We start from the raw sequence: 17,844 nt of genomic DNA, 5'->3' as shown, positions 1-17,844 counted from the left end.
TCCCTTGTGGTGCTCTCGCCGTCAGTACCGGACCTGGACGGCGGCGCGTTCCGCCCCGTCGGCCTGGAAGTATTCCGTCCGTCGGAACCCGCCGAGGTTCGCTACCAGATTGGTGGGAATGGACTGGACAGTCGTGTTGAAGGTCAACACCGCGCTGTTGTAGAACTGCCGGGCGTAGGCGATCTTGTCTTCGGTGCGGGCCAGCTCGCCCTGCAAGGACGCGAAGTTCTGGTTGGCCTTGAGCTCCGGGTACGCCTCGGCGACCGCGAACAGTCGCCCCAGGGCCTGGGTGAGGGTGTTCTCCGCCTCCGCCCGGTGGCCCACCGCGGGGGCACCGGCCGCGGCGATCGCCCCGCTGCGGGCGGCGATCACCCCGGTCAGGGCGGCGTTCTCGTGTGTCGCGTAGCCCCGGACGGTCTCCACCAGGTTGGGGATCAGGTCGTAGCGGCGTTTGAGCTGCACGTCGATCTGGGCCCAGGAGGCCTGCACCTGGTTGCGCTGCCGGACCAACCGGTTGTACGCGACCAGCCCCCAACCGAGCACGAGCAGCACCAGCAGGCAGAACAGCCCGCCGACGACGCTGAGCATCACGCCCCTGCCCATCCCCACCCCCCGGCGGTCCTGGCCCGAGCATGAGCAGCCTAGCCAGCCGGCGCAATCAGGCGAACGGCCGCTGCCGATGGGGGCCGCTCAAGCCGGTTTCCGCGCGCGGCCCCGGATGTGCGGGGCCGCCGGGCCCACCGGGCCGGTCTCGGGAAAGCGGAACCGGTGCAGTTCCTCCACGGTGAGACCGGCGGCGGTGATCGCCGTGGCGGTGTCGCGGCCGGTGTGGCATCCGCCCAGCAGCAGCGGCCAGACGGTCGCGTCCACCAGCCGCTGGAGGCGACGCAGCCCGGTGCCCGGTGGTGCGGCGACATGTTCGAGGAAGCGCACCTGCGCGCCGGGACGCAGCACCCGGCGCAGTTCGCCGAGGGCGGCGGCCTGGTCGGGCACCGTACAGAGGACCAGGGCCAGGACCCCCGCGTCGAACTCGCCGTCCGCGCCCGGCAGGGCCTCGGCCAGGCCGTCGACGACGGTGACCGGGACCGGGGCGCTGCGCGCCGCGGTGACCGCCGCGGCCCGCAGCCGGGGTTCCGGCTCGACGGCGACGACCTCGGTCACCTCGGGCGGATAGTGCCCGAACATCCGCCCGTTGCCGGCACCCACCTCGATCACCCGGCCGGACAGGCCGACCGTCAGGGCCCGGCGGTGCTCGGCGATCCCGGCCCGATCCAGTTGGGCGCTGAACCGCTCGTAGAGCCGGGCGAAGATCGGATGGGACACCCCTGCCACGACCACTCCCCCTGTCCCGCCGCCCGCTCGCACTGGCGTCGCCTGCCGACAGCATCCCCCGCTCGCGCCAGCGGGGTCGAGGCAGGCAGGCGGGCGGGTGTATCGGGGGCGCAGGGGGGTAACAACCGCACCCACCGTCGCTCGCGGCGCCGCACGGGAGGTCAGGGGGTCGGGATGAGCCGGGTGCGGAACCTGCGGGTACGCCCGGACCTGCTCTATGTGGCCAGCGGCTGGAGCACCCTGGTCACGGACGTACGCGGACGCATCACCGGTGTCGGTCCGCAGGGCTTCTTCGCCCGCAACACCCGGGTGCTCAGTACGGAGCGGATCACCGTCGACGGTGGTGAGCCGGTGCCGTTCAGCACGGCCACCGTGCAGGGGCACGCCCAGTTGTCGTACGCCGAACTGGGTGACGGTGAGGTGCTGCCGTCCCGGGCGGCGTACCTGTCGGTCGAGCGGTTCGTGGCGGCGGGACTGCGTACCCGGCTGACCCTGTTCAGCTACGCCGACCGGCACCTGGATCTGTGCCTGCGGATCGGACTCGACGCCGACTTCGCCGACACCAGCGAGGCGGAGAGTGGCCGCCGCCTCCAGTCCGGTGCGGTCGAGGCCCGGTGGGATCGCCTCGGGCAGGAACTGCTGTTGACCTACCGGTGCGACGGGCTCGACCGGGCGGTGGCGATCCGGGTCCAGGCGCAGGCCCCGATCCGGTACGCCGACGGCACCCTCACCGTCGAGGTGGCCCTGGCACCCGGCAGCCTCAGCCGGGTCGACCTGGCCGTGGAGCCGATCTTCGACGGCCAGCGGCTGCCGGCTCCACCGGCGGACTTCAAGGACCCGGATGACGCCGCCGGATCGGCACGCCGCCGGCTGACCGCCGAACTGGCCCGGCTGACCAGCAGCAACTTCGACGTCACCGCGGCGTGGCGGTGCGCCCGTGAGGATCTGGCCGGACTCCCCCTGGGGGAAGCGGCCGGCCCCACCGCGCCGATCGCCGGGCTGCCCATCTACCAGGAGATCTTCGGCCGGGACACGATGACCGCCTCCTGGCAGGCCATGCTGGCCGGGCCCACCATGCTAGCCGACAGCCTCCGGCTCAACGCCCAGCACTTCGGCCGGCGGATCGACGACTGGCGTGACGAGGAGCCCGGTAAACCGCTGCACGAGGCGCGCCGGGGCCCGCTGTCCGAGCTGAATCTCGATCCCTTCGCCCACTACCACGGCGACTGGTCGACCGCCCCGGACTTCCTGATCTTCCTGGGCCAGTACTACGGAGGCGCCTACTGGTACTCCGCGCTGCGGCACGCGGCCGGCATCTACGCGGTGACCGGTCATCCTGCCGTGGCCGCCCGGCTGGCCGCTCGGGCCGTCGCCCTGCGTCGCCGGTTCCACCGGGCCTTCTGGCTGCCCGAGCAGGGCTGCTACGCGATGGCCCTGGGCCCGGACCGGCAGCCGGTACGGTCGGTCAACTCCAACGACGGGCACCTGCTGGCCACCGGGATCGTGCCGCCGCGGATCGCCCCCCTGGTCGCCGACCGGCTGCTGGCGCCGGACATGTTCAGCGGCTGGGGAGTCCGGACCCTGTCGGCCGGGCATCCGGCGTACAACCCGTTCAGCTATCACCGGGGCAGTGTCTGGCCGGTCGAGGCCGGCACCATCGGCATCGGGCTGGCTCGGTACGGCTGCTGGGAGCACCTGCACCGGCTGGCCGAGGGGATGTTCGCGGCCTCCGCCCTCTTCGCCGAGCACCGTCTGCCGGAGGTGCTCAGCGGGCTGCCCCGCGACGAGGCCCATCCCCACCCCGGGGTCTATCCGAGCGCCTGCTCCCCGCAGGCCTGGTCGGCCAGCGCGGTCATCGCGTTGATCCAGGCCCTGTTGGCGCTGCGACCCGCCGCACCCCTGCGGACGATCTTCGTAGACCCCCACCTGCCGCCCTGGCTGCCCGACCTGGTGCTGGAGGGGGTACGCCTCGGCGGGTACACGGTCGATCTGATCGTCCGCCGTCGACGGGGCGGCCGCACCTCCGTACGCACCCGGGGCGACCGGATCGCCGTGGTCCGCCGCCCCACCCGTCGGGCGCTCGCCACCGGTCGCCGGCGCCGCTGAGGCGCGCGGCATGTTCCGGCACCCTGCCGACGGAGCCCGAGCGGGCAATGCCAGCATGTCGGCATGGATATCTACGAGGACGAGCGCACCGTGTCGCGGACGGATCTGGCGGCCTGGCTGCGGCAGGTGGCCAACCAGCTGGAGACCGGGCAGATCTTCTACGGTGCGGCCGGCACCCTGGCGGTGGCCGACCAGGTGAACTGCGAGTTGGAGATCGAGCAGGAGGGCAAGGACGAGTACTCGGTCGAGATCGAGTTCTCCTGGACCAACCCCAAGGCGACCCCGGAGGCGACCGCCGAGAAGGCCGAGGACAAGCCGGCCAAGGCCGAGGACAAGCCGGTCGAGGAGGACGCGGAGGACGAGGCCGAGGAGCCGGCAGCCGCCGCGTAACCACCCGGTAAGGAAGGGCCCCTTGTTAACGCCTGGCGTGGTACAGGGGCCCCCTCTTAACAGATGTCACGGCGGCAGGCGTCAGCGCAGCCGACGCCGGCCGCCGAACCAGTCGCGGGAGGCCCGGGTGTTCAGGGCCCAGAGCACCCAGGCCAGCAGGCCCGCCCCGACGCAGGTGATGGCGCCGAACAGCCCCAGCGAGGCCGCCGCCAGCAGACCCGCCAGGGCGTACGCCGGGAAGGGTGCCCAGGCCCGGCGGGTGGCCAGGGCGGTGGTCACCAGCAGGCAGGCGACCGTCATCACGGCGAAGAAGACCGCCGCGCCCAGCGAGCCGCCCTCGGTCAGCAGACGATGGACGGTGGCCAGGGCGAACAGCAGCGACAGCAGCCCGAAGACGAGCACGGTGATCCGTACCGGGGTGGGCATGACGGGGTACCGGAGCACCTCCGGATAGCCACGCGCGCTCATAAGACAACGATGGGTGTCGACCTGCACCGCCGGGGGACACTGTCGGCAAGGCGACAGTTGGGTGCGCCGGATCGCCGAAACGGCGGGGTGCCCGGCGGTGGGACACCGCCGTTTCGGCGGAACAGCGCTGAGCACCGGAGGGCCGTCCCGCCCCGCCGCCCGCGCTCTAAGCTTCCGGTCATGGCCAGGTATTTCGACGTGCACCCGGACAACCCGCAGCCCCGGCTCATCGGGCAGGTCGTCGACCTCCTGCGCCGCGACGGGTTGATCGCCTACCCGACGGACTCCTGCTTCGCCCTCGGCAGCCAACTCGGCAACAAGGAGGGCATGGACCGCATCCGGGAGATCCGTCACCTGGACAGCGGCCACCACTTCACCCTGGTCTGCCGGGACTTCGCCCAGCTCGGCCAGTTCGTGCAACTGGACAACGCGATCTTCCGGGCGGTGAAGGCGGCCACCCCGGGTCGGTACACCTTCATCCTGCCGGCCACCAAGGAGGTGCCGCGTCGGCTGCTGCACCCCCGCAAGCGCACCGTCGGGGTCCGCATCCCCGACCATCCCGTCACCCAGGCCCTGCTCGACGGGTTGGGTGAGCCCCTGCTGTCCAGCACCCTGCTGCTGCCCGGTGACGAGGAGCCGCTGACCCAGGGCTGGGAGATCAAGGAACGCCTGGACCACGCCGTGGACGCGGTGATCGACGCGGGTGACTGCGGCACGGAACCGACCACGGTGGTCGACTTCTCCGAGGGGGAACCGGAGATCGTGCGGGTCGGGGCGGGCGACCCGGAGCGGTTCGCCTAAGGGGTCCCGAGGAGGGGCGAGGGTACCCGATGATCTTCGCCTCCGATCAGCGACCCCGGTTCCATCGAGCGGGCCCCCGTACCGAGACGGCAGGTGGAACCGCAGCTAGCGCGCGGTTGCTATCGTCGCCGCCACACAGTTGATCTCGGTATGTGGAGGGGACACGATGGGGCTCATGGACCGCCTTAGGGGCGAGTTCGTAGACATCATCGAATGGCTGGACGACAGCCGCGACACGATCGTCTGGCGATTCCCTCGGTTCCAGAACGAGATCAAGATGGGCGCCAAGCTCGTCGTCCGGGAGTCCCAGACGGCGGTCTTCGTCAACGAGGGTCAGGTAGCCGACGTCTACCTGCCGGGCACCCACACCCTCGAAACCCGCAACATGCCGATCCTGTCCACCCTCAAGGGCTGGAAGTACGGCTTCAACTCGCCCTTCAAGGCCGAGGTGTACTTCGTCAACACCCGCCAGTTCACCGAGATGAAGTGGGGCACCCAGAACCCGGTGATCCTGCGCGACCCCGAGTTCGGGGTGGTCCGGGTGCGGGCCTTCGGCGCGTACGCGGCCCGGGTGGTGGACGCCCAGCGGCTGCTGAAGGAGCTGGTCGGCACCGACCCGCAGTTCCGCACCGAGGAGGTGCAGGAGTACCTGCGCCAGCTCATCGTGGGCCGCCTCGGCGGGGCCCTGGCCCGGGCCGGGGTGCCGTTGCTGGACCTGGCCGCCCACCAGGACACCATCGGCCGCCAGTTGGCCGGGGCGCTGACCGAGGAACTCGCCGAGGTCGGCATCGCGATCCCGAAGTTCGTCATCGAGAACGTCTCCGTGCCGCCGGAGGTGGAGCGGGCGCTGGACAAGCGCACCGAGATGGGTGCGGTCGGCGACCTGGACCGGTTCACCCGGTACCAGGCGGCCACCGCCCTGGAGGCGGCGGCGAACAACCCGGGCGGCGAGGCCGGCGCCGGGGTCGGCATGGGCATGGGGATGGCCCTGGGGCAGCAGATGGCCCGGGCCATGTCCGGCGAGAGCACCGCACCGCAGGCTCCCGCACAGTACGCCCCCGCACCGCAGGCCGCCGCACCGCCGGCCGCCGCCGAGCCGCCGCCGCTGCCGGGTCAGGCCCAGTGGTTCCTCGGGGTCGCCGGGCAGCGTCAGGGCCCGTACGACCTCGGTGGGTTGGCCGCGCAGGCCGGTGCCGGCGCCTTCGGCCCGGAGACCCTGGTCTGGCGGGCCGGCATGGCGCAGTGGCAGCCGGCCGGGCAGGTGCCGGAGCTGGCGTCCGTGCTGGCCAGCGTCCCGCCGCCGCTGCCGCCGCAGTGACCATCGGGATCGGGAGGGTACACCGATGAGTGAAACCGCTGTCTCGCCCCCGTCGTACGGCTGCGGGGGTTGCGGTGCCCGGGTGGAGCACGCACCCGGCACCACCGCCCTGCAGTGCCCCTACTGCGGGCACCAGCAGCAGATCGCCGCCGCCACCCGGGAGGTACGCGAGCACTCCTTCGACGGGCTGGCCACCCTGGCCCGCAAGCCGGCCGCCGCCGTGGGCGCGTACGTCTACCGGTGTCCGGGCTGTGGTGCCTCGACCGAGAGTGCGGCCCTGGCCGAGCGGTGCCAGTTCTGCGCCACCCCCCTGGTGCCGCAGCAGGCCGCCGACGAGCTGATCGCCCCGGAGGCGGTGCTGCCGTTCGCGGTGGACCGCAACGGGGTACGCACCGCGCTGAGCACCTGGTGCCGCAGCCGATGGTTCGCCCCGAGCAGCCTGAAGAAGGTCAGCGAGGCGGAGACCCTCAAGGGCACCTACCTGCCGCACTGGACCTTCGACGCGCGGACCGTCTCGGACTACCAGGGCAAGCGCGGCGAGTACTACTACACCACCGAGACGTACACGGTGACGGTGGACGGCAAGACGGAGACCCGCACCCGGCAGGTCCGGCACACCCGGTGGCACTCCGCCAGCGGCCGGGTGAGCCGGGACTTCGACGACGTGCTGGTGCCGGCCACCACCCACCTGCCGACGAACAAGCTCGACGAGTTGGCCCCGTGGCCGCTCAACGAGGCGGTCCCGTACGAGCAGGACTACCTGGCCGGGTACCACGCGTTGCGCTACGACACCGAGCCGGAGGCCGGTCTGGTGGAGGCCAAGGCCCGGATGGCGCCGGTCATCGAGGGGGACTGCCGCTCGGACATCGGCGGCGACGAGCAGCAGGTCGACGCGGTGGACACCAACTACTCCGATGTGACCTACAAGCTGCTGCTGCTGCCGGTGTGGATCGCCGCGTACCTGCACGGCGGGCGGTCGTACCAGGTGCTGGTCAACGCCCGTACCGGTGAGGTCATCGGGGAGCGGCCGTACAGCAAGGCCAAGATCGCCGCGGCGGTGCTGGCCGCCCTGGCGGTGATCGCGATGGTCGTGTTCCTGATGTCCCGATAGTTCAGGTCAGAGAGCGGGTCGAGCGGCGGGCGCGCAGTCGGCGGAGCATCCGGGCGTCGGTGAAGCCGACCGCCTGGGCCGCCGCCTCCACGGCCACCCCGTGGCCGATGAGGTGCTCGGCCCGCTCGACCCGCAGCACCTGCTGGTAGCGCAGCGGGGTCAGGCCGGTGGCGGCGCCGAACAGTCGGGTCAGGGTGCGCTCGCTGACCCGGGCCACACCGGCCAACTCCCCCAGCGGCAAGGTCTCGGTGAACCGTTCGTCGATCAGATCCTGGACCCGGTGCACCACCTCGCTGAGGTGCGAGCGGTAGCGCAGCATCGCGCTGTCCTGCCGCTCGTGTCCGTTGCGCCGGGCGTACACGACCATCTCCCGGGCGATCCGGGCCGCCGGCGCCGGTCCGTGCCGGGTGGCCACCAGGTGCAGGGCCAGGTCGATGCCGCTGGCGATGCCGGCGGAGGTGGCCACCCGGTCGTCCACGACGTACAGCCGGTCGCGTAGCACGGTCGCGGTCGGATACCGGTGGGCCAGGTCCTCCTGGAGGTCGTGGTGGGTGGTGCACCGGCGTCCGGCCAGCAGCCCGGCGCGACCCAGCAGGTAGGCGCCCCCGCAGACGCTGACCACCATCCCGCCCGCGGCGTGGTGCGCGCCGAGCCGGCGCAGCGTGGCGGGCTGCACCGGCTCGGCGTGGGAGGCGGGTGACCGCCAGCCGGGGACGACGACCAGGTCGGCCGGGTCCAGGTCGGGCCAGTCGACATCGGCGCGCACCGGCAACCCCTGTGCGGTGACCACCTCGCTGCTCTCCGCGACGAAGGACTGCCGGTAGTCGAGCCCTTCGTCCTGCGCCGTGGAGAAGACCTGCGCCGGACCGGCCAGATCCAGCAGATGCAGCTGGGGCAGCAGCAGAAAGACGACCCGACTCACGCGGGCCTCAGCGGTCGGCGCCGACCGGCACCAGGGCGGTCACCTCGTCGACCGTACGGATGGTGGCGAACCGACCGGACAGGGCGTACACCGTGCGCTCGATGATCTCCTCGGTGCCCAGGGTGCGGGGATCGGCGAGGATCTCCGTCATCGTCCGGCCGGGCGGGGCCTCCGGGTGCTCGATGGGCATGGTGGCGGTCGCGTCGACGACGAAGGTGACCTCGTAGCCGAGATCGGCGGCGAGCCGGGCGGTGGTCTCACAGCACTGCTCGGTACGGATACCGCAGACGGTGATCTCCTGGATGCCGCTGGCGGTGAGCAACTGCTGGAGCCGGGTGGTGGTGAAGGCGTTGTGCACGTACTTGGTCAGCACCGGCTCGCCCTCGACCGGCCGCAACCCGTCGATCAGTCGGACGAAGCCGCGCGCCGGGTCGAACACGTCACCGCTGTCCGGCTCGGCGTGCAACACCCACACGACCAGGTCACCCCGGCTGCGGGCGGCCTCGACCAGCCGGTTCACCTGACCCACGATGTCCGGTTGTGAGCAGGCCGTCCAGTTCGCGCGCCGGCGGAAGGACTCCTGTACGTCGATCACGACGAGTGCTGCCGTCATGGGTCAATCCTGGCCCTCCCCGTCCGGGGCGCACCAGCCACGATCCCGCACCGCTGCGGAACGATCCGGTCAGCCGAGTTGGAGATCTTGGACAGTTGTCGTCAGCACATGACGGCAACTGTCCAAGATCTCTCCGGGCCGGCTGGATCCGCCGATGGGCGGGGTTCGAGCCGGTCGATCGGGGTTTCTGGTGGCAGGTTAGCCTGGCCTAACTTGAAGAGTGAGGGCTGGATGACGAAGACCCCTGCGGCGGCGCCGCCGACCGGCCGGTTGATCGGCGGGATGTTCCGACGGCAACGCCGCGACACCGCCCTGTGTGCCGGTTTCTGGTCCCTGCACCAGGTCTGTGAGGCGCTCGTACCGGTGGCCATCGGCCTGGTCATCGACCAGGCGGTGGGGACCGGCTCGACCTCGGCGATGCTCTGGTCGGTGCTGGGCATCTTCGCGCTGTTCCTGGCGCTGACCATGGGCTGGCGATTCGGGTTCTGGTTCCTGTCCCGGGCGGTGGTGCAGGAGTCCCACGACCTGCGGATGCAGGTGGTGCGGCGGGTGCTCACCGGGCGGGGCATCCGGACCAACCGGCAGAACGGTGAGCTGCTGTCGATCGCCACCTCGGACACCCAGGCCGCCGCCGACCTGCTGGAGCTGGGCAGTCGGATGATCTCCGCCTTCCTCGGCCTGACGGTGGCGACCGTGGTGCTGCTGCGCATCGACTGGTCCCTGGGGTTGGGGCTGGTGGTGGGGGTACCCCTGCTGGTGCTCGGGCTCAACGCCCTGGGGCCGATCGTGGAGCGGCACACCTCGGCCCAGCAGCAGGCCATCGGTCGGGCCGCCGCGACCGCCTCGGATCTGCTGCGCGGACTTCGGCCGTTGCGCGGGTTCGGCGGGGTCGACGAGGCCGCCCGCCGCTACCGGACGGCCAGCCGTGCCTCCCTGGGGGCCACCGTCGGGGCGGTCCGGGCCAGCGCCACCTTCGTCGGGGTGTCGACCTTCACCACCGGCCTGCTGATCACCGTGGTAGCCGCGTTGGCCGGCTGGTTCGCCCTCCAGGGGCGGATCACCGTCGGTGAACTCATCACCATCGTCGGGCTGGCGACCTTCATCAGCGACCCGGTGCTCAACCTGGCCGACTGTGTCTTCCGGCTGGCGACCGCCCGGGCCAGCGCGGCCCGGGTGGCCGAGGTGCTGGCCGCACCCGAGCAGGCCGGTTCGGGCGACACGGCGGCGCGGCCCGGCCCCCTGGTCCTGGACGAGGTGCACGCTCCCGGTCTGGACGGCGTCAGCCTCACCGTACGGCCCGGGGAGCTGCTCGGGGTGGTCACCGAACAGACCCGCACGGCCGACGCCATCACCGACCTGCTGGCCGGGGCACGCTCCCCCGAGCAGGGCGAGGTGCGGTTGGCCGGCACCCCGATGGGCGACCTGGACGTCGCCACACTCCGCCGGGTCGTGCTGGTCGAGCCGCACGCGGTGGACCTGTTCGGCGCCACCCTGCGGGAGGTGCTGCACACCGACCAGGAGCACGACGATCCGGCGCTGCGCCGGAGCATGAGCGCCGCCAGTGTGGACTCACTCACCGCCGGTGACGCCGGGCTGGACCGGGAGCTGCTGGACCGAGGGCTGGACCTCTCCGGTGGCCAGCGACAACGCATCGCCCTGGCCCGGGCCCTGCTGGCCGACCGGCCGGTCACCGTGCTGCGCGATCCGACCACCGCGGTCGACGCGGTCACCGAGCACGCCATCGCCGAGGGGGTACGCGCCTACCGCGCCGAGGGTGACCGGGCCACCGTGCTGGTCACCACGAGCGCTCCCCTGCTGGACCGCTGCGACCGGGTCGTCTTCGTGCACGGCGGCCAGGTCGCGGCCGTCGGACGGCACCGCGAGCTGCTGGCCCGGTCCGCGTACGCCGAGGTGGTGCTGCGATGAGCGACCCGACCTCGACCATTTTGCCGGTCGCCACCGGCCGGGCCGCCCTGGCGGCCTTCTGGCGGGCGCTGCGCCGCCATCCGCTGCTCGGCTGGTCCTCGATCGCGGCAGCCCTGGCGGCCAGTGCCGCCGCGGTCGTCGTACCCCTGCTGCTGGGTCGGCTGGTCGACCTGGTGGTGGCCGGCGGCACCACCAGGTCGCTGCTGCTGACCTCGGCCTGGATCCTGGCTGCCGGGTTCGCCGCCGCGGTGCTGACCGGCGCCTCCCGCTGGCTGGTCACCGAATGGGGCATGCGGGCCTGCGCCGATCTGCGGGAGGAGGTCCTGGACCACGCCCTGCGGATGGACTCGGCCCGGCTGGAGAGCGCGGGCTCCGGGGATGTCGCCTCCCGGGTCACCGACGACGTGGAGCAGGTCACCGACTCGATCCAGTTGGCCGCCGGGGTCTTCACCGCACTGGTCACCCTCGTGGTCACCTTCGCCGGGTTCGCGGCCCTGGACTGGCGGATCGCCGCGGCCTTCCTGGTCGTCTTCCCGGTGTACGCGCTGAGCCTGCTCCGGTTCATCCCGCAGGCCCGGCGGCTCTACGCCGCCGAACGGCAGGCCGCCGCGGTACGCACCCAACGCCTGCTGACCACCTTCGGCGGGGTCCGGACGGTGCACGCGTACGGCATGGAGCAGCGGCAGAGCCAGCGGGTCGACCGGGCCTCCCGCGAGGCGGCCGACGCCCGACTGCGGGCCGTACGCGGGTTCCTGTGGTTCGCGAACATGATGAACCTGGCCGAGGCGATCGGGCTGACCGCCGTCCTGCTGGCCGGGTTCCTGCTGGTGCGCGGCGGGGACAGCAGTGTCGGTGAGGTGACCGCCGCCGCCCTGCTGTTCCACCGTCTCTTCGGCCCGCTGGGGCTGCTGCTGCTGTCGTTCAACGACATCCAGTCGGCCGGGGCGGCCCTGGCCCGGCTGGTCGGGGTCACCGAGGTCGACCTGCCGGCGCGGCGGACCGCCGAGACCCCCGGCCGGGGTCCCGCCGGGATCATCGCCAAGTCGGTGTCCCACCGGTACGCCGGGGGCCCCACGGTCGTGCACGAGGTGTCGATCGAGATCGCCGAGGGTGAGTCGTTGGCGGTGGTGGGGGCCAGCGGCGCCGGCAAGACCACCCTGGCGGCCATCCTCGGCGGGGTGTTCCCGGCCACCGAGGGGGCGGTGTGGCTGGGCGGCCGGCCGATCGAGGACCTGGGCCCCGAGGAGCTGCGCCGCACGGTCGGGGTGGTGACCCAGGAGGTGCATGTCTTCGCCGGCACCCTGGCCGAGGATCTGCGGTTGGCCGCCCCGCACGCCACCGAGGAACAGTTGCACGCCGCGCTGCACCTGGTCGGCGCGGACGGCTGGGTGGCGGCGTTGCCGGAGGGGTTGGCCACCCGGGTCGGCGACGGCGAGCATCCCCTCACCCCCGGCCAGGCCCAGCAGTTGGCGCTGGCCCGGATCGCCCTGCTCGACCCGCCGATCGTCGTGCTGGACGAGGCGAGCGCGGAGGCCGGCAGCGCGGGGGCCCACCAACTGGAACAGGCCAGCCAGGCGGTGATCCGGGGTCGTACCGCCATCGTGGTGGCCCACCGGCTCACCCAGGCACACGCCTGCGACCGGGTGGCGGTGATGTCCGGTGGTCGGATCGTCGAACTCGGCAGCCCGGAGGACCTGGTCGCCGCCGGTGGCCGGTACGCCGAACTCTGGGCGGCCTGGCGGCGCTGACCCGTCGCCGGGCGGCGCTGACCCATCGCTGGGCGGCGCTGGCCCCGGGCCGGGCGGCACCGAGACCGGCGCCGCCCGGTTCAGCGGGTCAGCAGGTGTTCAGCATCGAGGCCAGGGCGGACTTCTCCGCGCTGTCCACGGAGAGGGCGTAGTACCACTTCACCTGGATCCAGGCGCGGGCGTAGGTGCAGTGGAAGGCGGCGCGCGGCGGCTTCCAGGCGGCCGGGTCCTTGTCCCCCTTGGCCTGGTTCACCGTGCTGGTGACCGCCCACAGCTCGGGGCCGCCGAGGTCGTTGGCGTAGGTCTGTCGCCGCGAGGTGGTCCAGGCCCAGGCCCCGGAGCGCCAGGCCTCGGCCAGCGGGACCACATGGTCGATGTCGATCTGGGTGGGGCTGGTCCGGGTCAGCCCGTCGTACGGGCTGTACCAGGAACCGGAGGTCGGGTAGCAGTTGGCGTCGACGGTGACGTTGGTGCCGTCCCGCTTGAGCACCTGCTCCCGGGTGTTGCAGGTGCCGGTGACCGTGCTCCAGTGCGGGAACAGGTCCCGGTTGTAGCTGGACTGGCGGGATTCGGCGGCCACGGTGAGCGAGTTGAGGCGACTCAACGCCGTGGCGTACGAGGGGATGTTGGGCGGTGTGGCGTGGGCCGGCTGCGGGACCACCACCAGGGACAGGGCGACGGCGACCACCATGGCGAGGGCGGCCTTGGGTACGCGAGCCACGCGGCGACTCCTGACTGTCGCCTGCCACGGCGGGTGAGGGTGGCCCGCTGAGGGGCGTGACCGGCGACAGTGGGATTCTCGCAGACATCGTGATCTATGAATACGCAGAAGTGCTGGACCTGCCGTTAATTTCGGATGAAGACCGGCCTATGGCTGCCGGATGGCCTCGCCGGCGATCTCGATGCGGACGGTACGGCCGACCAGCACCCCGCCGCTGTCCAGGGCCACATTCCAGACCAGGCCGTAGTCCTCCCGGTTGAGCTCCGCCGTGGCGCTGAACCCGAAGATGTCCTGCCCGTACGGGTCACGGCGGGCACCCCCGAACTCGACCTGGCAGTCCACCGGGCGGGTGATGCCCTTGACGGTCAACTCACCGGAGAGCACGAACCGGGCGGTCACCGGCCGGGTGGGCAGGGCGGGCTCCTCCTCCACCGCCCGGCGACCGAGTCGGTGGTTCCTCAGCTTGGCCCAGAAGAAGATCGGGTCGGTCTTGTCCAGAGCGGCGATGCCGGTGCTGCGGTACTCCAGGGTCGGGAACTGCTCCACGTCCAGGAAGTCGGCGCTGCGCAGGTGGGTGTCCCGGTCGACGTTGGCGGTGTCGATGCTGGCCGCCTGGATGCTCGCCACGATCGTGGACTCCAGGGGATCCTCGGCGACCGTGATGCGGGCGCTGGCCTCACGGAACTCGCCCCGCACCGGGCTGACCATCATGTGCTTGGCGACGAACCCGATCCGCTTGTGCCCGGCGTCGAGGTCGTACCTGCCGGGTGCGGGGATGGACATGCCGTTCCAGATGCGCGTGGCGCCGGTCATCGCTCGCCCCTTCCTACCCCGCCTTGTTCCAGGCCCAGCGGCCGGCACCGGACGGCCGGACGATCATCGGCGCTAAGCATAGGGAGGTCAGCGGGGGTTTTCCTCCCTCAGCCAGTGCTGATCGTGAGGACAATCACCAGGTCAGAGACCTTGGATCGGCCGACGGGTCGCGACGGGAGAGAACCGTTTCGGCCGCGGCTGCGTCCTAACCTTGCGTGATGGATTCAGACGACGCGGCGTTGCTGCGCCGCGTCGGTGCGGGCGATCGGGGCGCGTTCGACGTGCTCTACGCGCGGCACGCACCCTGGTTGGCGCTGCGGCTGCGTCGCCGGTGCCGCGACCCGGAGTTGGCCCAGGAGTTGCTCCAGGAGACCTTCCTGACCGTGTGGCGGGCGGCGGCCGGCTATCGGGAGGACGGCGCGGTGACCGGCTGGCTCTGGACGGTCGCGTTACGCCGGCTGATCGACGCCCACCGGCGCGTCGCGGCCCGTCCGTCCACGGCCGGGTCGGTGTCGCCGGAGGCGGTGCCGGCCTGGTCGCCCTCGGCCGAGGACGAGGCGTTGGCCGGGTCCTACGACGCGGCTCTGGAACGGGCGCTGCACCGGCTGTCGCCGGAGCTGCGGGCGGTGTTGCAGGCCACCGTCCTCGACGGGTTGACCGTACGGGAGACGGCGACCCTGCTCGGCGTACCGGAGGGAACGGTCAAGACCCGGGCGATGCGGGCCCGCCGGGAATTGCGGGAGGCGCTGTCGTGACCGATTTTCACCTGGACCCCCGGACCCTGGCGGCGTACGCCGATGGTGGTCTGGACGACATCGACGCCTGGTCGGTGGAGGCCCATCTAGACCGGTGCGCCGACTGCCGGGCCCGGCTGGCCCTGGATGATCCGACCCGGCGGCTGGTCGAGGCGGCGGCGGTGGCGTTGGCCGCCCCGCTGCCACCACCGGGCCGGGTACGCCGGGCGACCCGGTGGCGTCGGATCCGGGTCCTGGTGGGTGCCGGCCCGGCCGCCCGCGCCGCGTGGCTGGTGGCGGTGGCCCTGACCGGACTGGCCGCGCTGGGGTTGGCGGTCACTCCGGAGCTGCTGCCGCCGTGGCTGCTGTTGTTGGCCGCGCCGATGCTTCCGGCGGTCGGCACGGCCCTGTCGTACGGGTCGTGGTCCGATCCGTTGCACGAGATGGTGGCGGCCACCCCGCTGGGCGGACTGGAGATCATCCTGTGGCGCACCCTCGCGGTGCTCGCGGTCACCGCGCCGGTCACCCTCGGCGCGGGGGTGGTGACCGGCGTCGGTACGCCGATGCTGTGGCCGCTGGCCGGTCTCGCTCTCACCGCCCTGACCCTGGCGCTCGGCTCGCTGATCGAGCCCGGCCAGGCGGCGTCGGCGGTGGCCGGTGCCTGGGCGGTGATCGTGCTGGCCCCGATCGGCGAGTGGATGGTGCTGGTGCAGGCCGGGCCGGTGTGGCTGGGAGTCACGGCGGCGGCCGTGCTCGTGGTGTGGACCCGACGGGATCTGGTAGGGAGACGAACCGCGTGAGCGTGACCGTGAGCGTACGGGGGTTGCGGGTCAGCTACGGCCGACGGACCGCCCTCGACGAGTTGGATCTCGACCTGGGTCCGGGGGTGCACGGCCTGCTCGGCCCCAACGGGGCCGGCAAGACGACACTGATGCGGGTACTGGCCACCGTGCGGCGACCCGACCGGGGGCAGGTACGGCTGCTCGGGCAGCCGCTGTCCGACGCGGCGGGGCTGCGGTCGGCCCGTCGCCAACTGGGTTACCTGCCGCAGTCCTTCGGGTTCTATCCACGGTTCACCGTTCGGGAGTTCGTGGAGTACTTCGCCTGGCTGAAGGAGATGCCGTCGGAGCAGATCCCGTTGGCGGTGGACCGGGCGATCGAGCGGGTCGGGCTGCTGGACCGGGCCGACGACCGGATGAAGCACCTCTCCGGTGGGATGCTCCGCCGGGCCGGCATCGCCCAGGCCATCGTCAACGATCCTCGGCTGCTGCTGTTGGACGAGCCGACCGCCGGGCTGGATCCGGAGCAGCGGGTGGAGTTCCGGGCCCTGCTGCGGGAGTTGGGGCTGGATGCGATCGTGCTGGTCAGCACCCACCTGGTCGAGGACGTGGTGGCGGCCTGCGCCCGGGTCAGCCTGATGGACGCGGGTCGGCTGGTGTTCGACGGGCTGTCCACGGAACTCATCGCGGCCGGGGGTGCCGGTGACAGTGGTGACTCCCCGATCGAACGCGGCTACGCCGCCGTGCTGCGCGACGCCCGGGCGGCGGCCCGGTGAGGCGGATCCTGCGTACCGAGCTGCGTCGGGGCACGGCGCCGTGGGCTGCGGCGGCGATGTGCGGTGCCGGGGTGTGGATGCTGGTCGTGCATCCGGAGGACTGGGGTGGTCGGTGGGCCGGGCTGGCCAACTACCTGCGTACCTCGCTGTTGATCCTGTGCGCGCTGATGATCGCGGCGGGGGCCTGGCAGGCCGGCCGGGAGCGGCGGCGCGGCATCGACGAGATGGTGGGTTCCACCTCCCGTCCCGGTTGGCAACCCGTCCTGGTGGCCTGGCTGGCGGTGACCCTGGCCGGCACCCTCGGGGTGCTGCTGGCCTTCGCCGGGGCGGCGGCGCTGGTCGCCCCGGTGGCGACGTACTCCGGGGGTGGCTGGTGGTGGACCCTGCTCGGCGGGGTGCTGGCGTTGGGCGTGGCTACCGCCGGTGGCATGTGTGTCGGGCGGCTGGTGCGGTGGCGCCTGGCCGCACCGGTCGCCGGGTTGGCCGCGTACCTGTTTCTGGGGATCCTGACCTACTGGGACACCGAGGGCGCAGCGTGGCTGATCCCGGTGCAGGACGGTCGGTCCGCCTACCAGGTGGCGCCGGGTCCGGTGGTGGCCGGGCAGGCGGGGTGGCTGCTGGCGTTGACGGTCACCCTGCTCGCGCTCGCCGCCCGGCGCTGGATGGCCGCAGCCCTGGCCGGTGTGCTCGCGATGGGGGTAGCGGTGCCGACCGCCACCGGCCCCAACCCGTACCGGCTGCCCGTCGACCCGGAGGCGGTCGCCCTGGTCTGCACGGACACCGGACCGCAGGTGTGCGTGGCCCGGATCCATGCCTTCCTGCTCGACGACGTGACGCCACTCGTGCAGCCGGTCCTGACCCGGCTCGACGGTATTCCTGGTGCCCCCGACCGGGCGGTCGACGATGCCGCCCGACCGGTCGACCAGCCGCAGGTGCCCGGCGACGGGACGATCTGGCTGCACCTGGACCAGCAGGCCACCGTCCGGGGTGGCCTGGCCAACCAGGACTGGCTGGAGTACGACCTGTGGGCGGTGACGGGGTCGAACTGCCCACACGATGATGACGACCGCGAGGCCGAACGGGCGCACCTCGCCGGCGAGCTGGCCCACGCCTGGCTGTTCGAGGTGCCAGCGAGTCCCGACGTCCCGATCGACTGGCTCTACGCGCTGCCGATGCCGGCGCAGCGGGCCTGGTTCGCCGACTACCTGCGTGCGGCGGCCGACTGTGACCTGCCCACGCTGATCCGGCTCGGGCAGCCTCGGTGAAGGGCAGCACCGCCGACCGGC

The 17,844-nt window shown here is 72.3% G+C and carries 18 protein-coding genes; 11 read left to right on the top strand and 7 right to left on the bottom strand.

Annotated features, from left to right (window positions below):
- Positions 1–21 precede the first annotated feature (21 nt).
- Complete coding sequence (locus tag OIE53_RS04465) at positions 22–603, bottom strand: LemA family protein (protein WP_327025284.1); 582 nt, start codon at positions 601–603, stop codon at positions 22–24.
- A gap of 87 nt (positions 604–690) precedes the next feature.
- Complete coding sequence (locus tag OIE53_RS04460; protein WP_327025283.1) at positions 691–1,332, bottom strand: class I SAM-dependent methyltransferase; 642 nt, start codon at positions 1,330–1,332, stop codon at positions 691–693.
- 174 nt (positions 1,333–1,506) lie between these two features.
- Here OIE53_RS04460 and OIE53_RS04455 point away from each other — a divergent pair, with 174 nt between their 5' ends.
- Both OIE53_RS04455 and OIE53_RS04450 read left to right on the top strand, forming a co-directional pair.
- Entirely contained in the window at positions 1,507–3,438 is a 1,932-nt protein-coding gene (locus OIE53_RS04455; RefSeq protein WP_327025282.1) for an amylo-alpha-1,6-glucosidase, read from the top strand.
- A 63-nt stretch (positions 3,439–3,501) separates the two neighbouring features.
- The gene (locus OIE53_RS04450; RefSeq protein WP_327025281.1) at positions 3,502–3,828 is read left to right on the top strand and encodes an amphi-Trp domain-containing protein; all 327 of its coding nucleotides are present in this window, start codon (positions 3,502–3,504) and stop codon (positions 3,826–3,828) included.
- Between the two features lie 81 nt (positions 3,829–3,909).
- On the opposite strand, the gene OIE53_RS04445 is transcribed toward OIE53_RS04450, so the two are convergent.
- Entirely contained in the window at positions 3,910–4,296 is a 387-nt protein-coding gene (locus OIE53_RS04445) for a hypothetical protein (RefSeq protein WP_327025280.1), read from the bottom strand.
- A 180-nt stretch (positions 4,297–4,476) separates the two neighbouring features.
- Between OIE53_RS04445 and OIE53_RS04440 the strand changes: the two genes are divergently transcribed.
- From OIE53_RS04440 to OIE53_RS04430, 3 genes are all read left to right on the top strand, one after another.
- Positions 4,477–5,097 carry an L-threonylcarbamoyladenylate synthase gene (locus OIE53_RS04440; protein ID WP_327025279.1) on the top strand — a complete coding sequence of 207 codons (621 nt, stop codon included), beginning with the start codon at positions 4,477–4,479 and terminating at the stop codon, positions 5,095–5,097.
- A 175-nt stretch (positions 5,098–5,272) separates the two neighbouring features.
- Positions 5,273–6,415, top strand: coding sequence for an SPFH domain-containing protein (locus tag OIE53_RS04435; protein WP_327025278.1), 1,143 nt, complete (start codon positions 5,273–5,275; stop codon positions 6,413–6,415).
- A 25-nt stretch (positions 6,416–6,440) separates the two neighbouring features.
- Positions 6,441–7,526 carry a hypothetical protein gene (locus OIE53_RS04430; protein WP_327025277.1) on the top strand — a complete coding sequence of 362 codons (1,086 nt, stop codon included), beginning with the start codon at positions 6,441–6,443 and terminating at the stop codon, positions 7,524–7,526.
- Position 7,527: 1 nt separating this feature from the next.
- On the opposite strand, the gene OIE53_RS04425 is transcribed toward OIE53_RS04430, so the two are convergent.
- Together OIE53_RS04425 and OIE53_RS04420 are read right to left on the bottom strand one after the other, a co-directional pair.
- A complete protein-coding gene (locus tag OIE53_RS04425) occupies positions 7,528–8,448 on the bottom strand; it encodes a GlxA family transcriptional regulator (protein ID WP_327025276.1) in 921 nt (306 codons plus the stop codon).
- Positions 8,449–8,455: 7 nt separating this feature from the next.
- Entirely contained in the window at positions 8,456–9,061 is a 606-nt protein-coding gene (locus tag OIE53_RS04420) for a cysteine hydrolase family protein (RefSeq protein ID WP_327025275.1), read from the bottom strand.
- Positions 9,062–9,292: 231 nt separating this feature from the next.
- Between OIE53_RS04420 and OIE53_RS04415 the strand changes: the two genes are divergently transcribed.
- Together OIE53_RS04415 and OIE53_RS04410 are read left to right on the top strand one after the other, a co-directional pair.
- On the top strand, positions 9,293–10,987 hold the full coding sequence (locus OIE53_RS04415; protein WP_327025274.1) for an ABC transporter ATP-binding protein: 1,695 nt from the start codon (positions 9,293–9,295) through the stop codon (positions 10,985–10,987).
- Complete coding sequence (locus OIE53_RS04410; protein ID WP_327025273.1) at positions 10,984–12,735, top strand: ABC transporter ATP-binding protein; 1,752 nt, start codon at positions 10,984–10,986, stop codon at positions 12,733–12,735. The genes OIE53_RS04415 and OIE53_RS04410 overlap by 4 nt, the downstream gene beginning before the upstream one ends.
- Before the next feature lie 88 nt (positions 12,736–12,823).
- Here the strand turns inward: OIE53_RS04410 and OIE53_RS04405 are convergent, their stop codons facing one another.
- Together OIE53_RS04405 and OIE53_RS04400 are read right to left on the bottom strand one after the other, a co-directional pair.
- Positions 12,824–13,456 carry an HNH endonuclease family protein gene (locus tag OIE53_RS04405; RefSeq protein WP_327025272.1) on the bottom strand — a complete coding sequence of 211 codons (633 nt, stop codon included), beginning with the start codon at positions 13,454–13,456 and terminating at the stop codon, positions 12,824–12,826.
- A 147-nt stretch (positions 13,457–13,603) separates the two neighbouring features.
- Entirely contained in the window at positions 13,604–14,269 is a 666-nt protein-coding gene (locus tag OIE53_RS04400) for a YceI family protein (protein ID WP_327025271.1), read from the bottom strand.
- A 215-nt stretch (positions 14,270–14,484) separates the two neighbouring features.
- On the opposite strand from OIE53_RS04400, the gene OIE53_RS04395 reads away from it, so the two are divergent.
- The 4 genes from OIE53_RS04395 to OIE53_RS04380 are packed head-to-tail and all read left to right on the top strand — an operon-like array spanning position 14,485 to position 17,823.
- Positions 14,485–15,024 (top strand): RNA polymerase sigma factor, encoded by a 540-nt coding sequence (locus OIE53_RS04395; protein ID WP_327025270.1) that lies wholly within the window; start codon positions 14,485–14,487, stop codon positions 15,022–15,024.
- Positions 15,021–15,803, top strand: a complete 783-nt coding sequence (locus OIE53_RS04390; RefSeq protein ID WP_327025269.1) for a zf-HC2 domain-containing protein — start codon at positions 15,021–15,023, stop codon at positions 15,801–15,803. The genes OIE53_RS04395 and OIE53_RS04390 overlap by 4 nt, the downstream gene beginning before the upstream one ends.
- Entirely contained in the window at positions 15,800–16,558 is a 759-nt protein-coding gene (locus OIE53_RS04385) for an ABC transporter ATP-binding protein (RefSeq protein ID WP_327025268.1), read from the top strand. The genes OIE53_RS04390 and OIE53_RS04385 overlap by 4 nt, the downstream gene beginning before the upstream one ends.
- Entirely contained in the window at positions 16,555–17,823 is a 1,269-nt protein-coding gene (locus tag OIE53_RS04380; protein WP_327025267.1) for a hypothetical protein, read from the top strand. Before OIE53_RS04385 ends, OIE53_RS04380 begins: the two co-directional genes overlap by 4 nt.
- Positions 17,824–17,844 lie beyond the last annotated feature (21 nt).

Source organism: Micromonospora sp. NBC_01739 (assembly GCF_035920385.1).
In the GTDB taxonomy this organism is placed as follows: Bacteria; Actinomycetota; Actinomycetes; order Mycobacteriales; family Micromonosporaceae; genus Micromonospora.
Note: the sequence above shows the minus strand (reverse complement) of the source record. Positions and strands in the feature narration are given on the sequence as shown.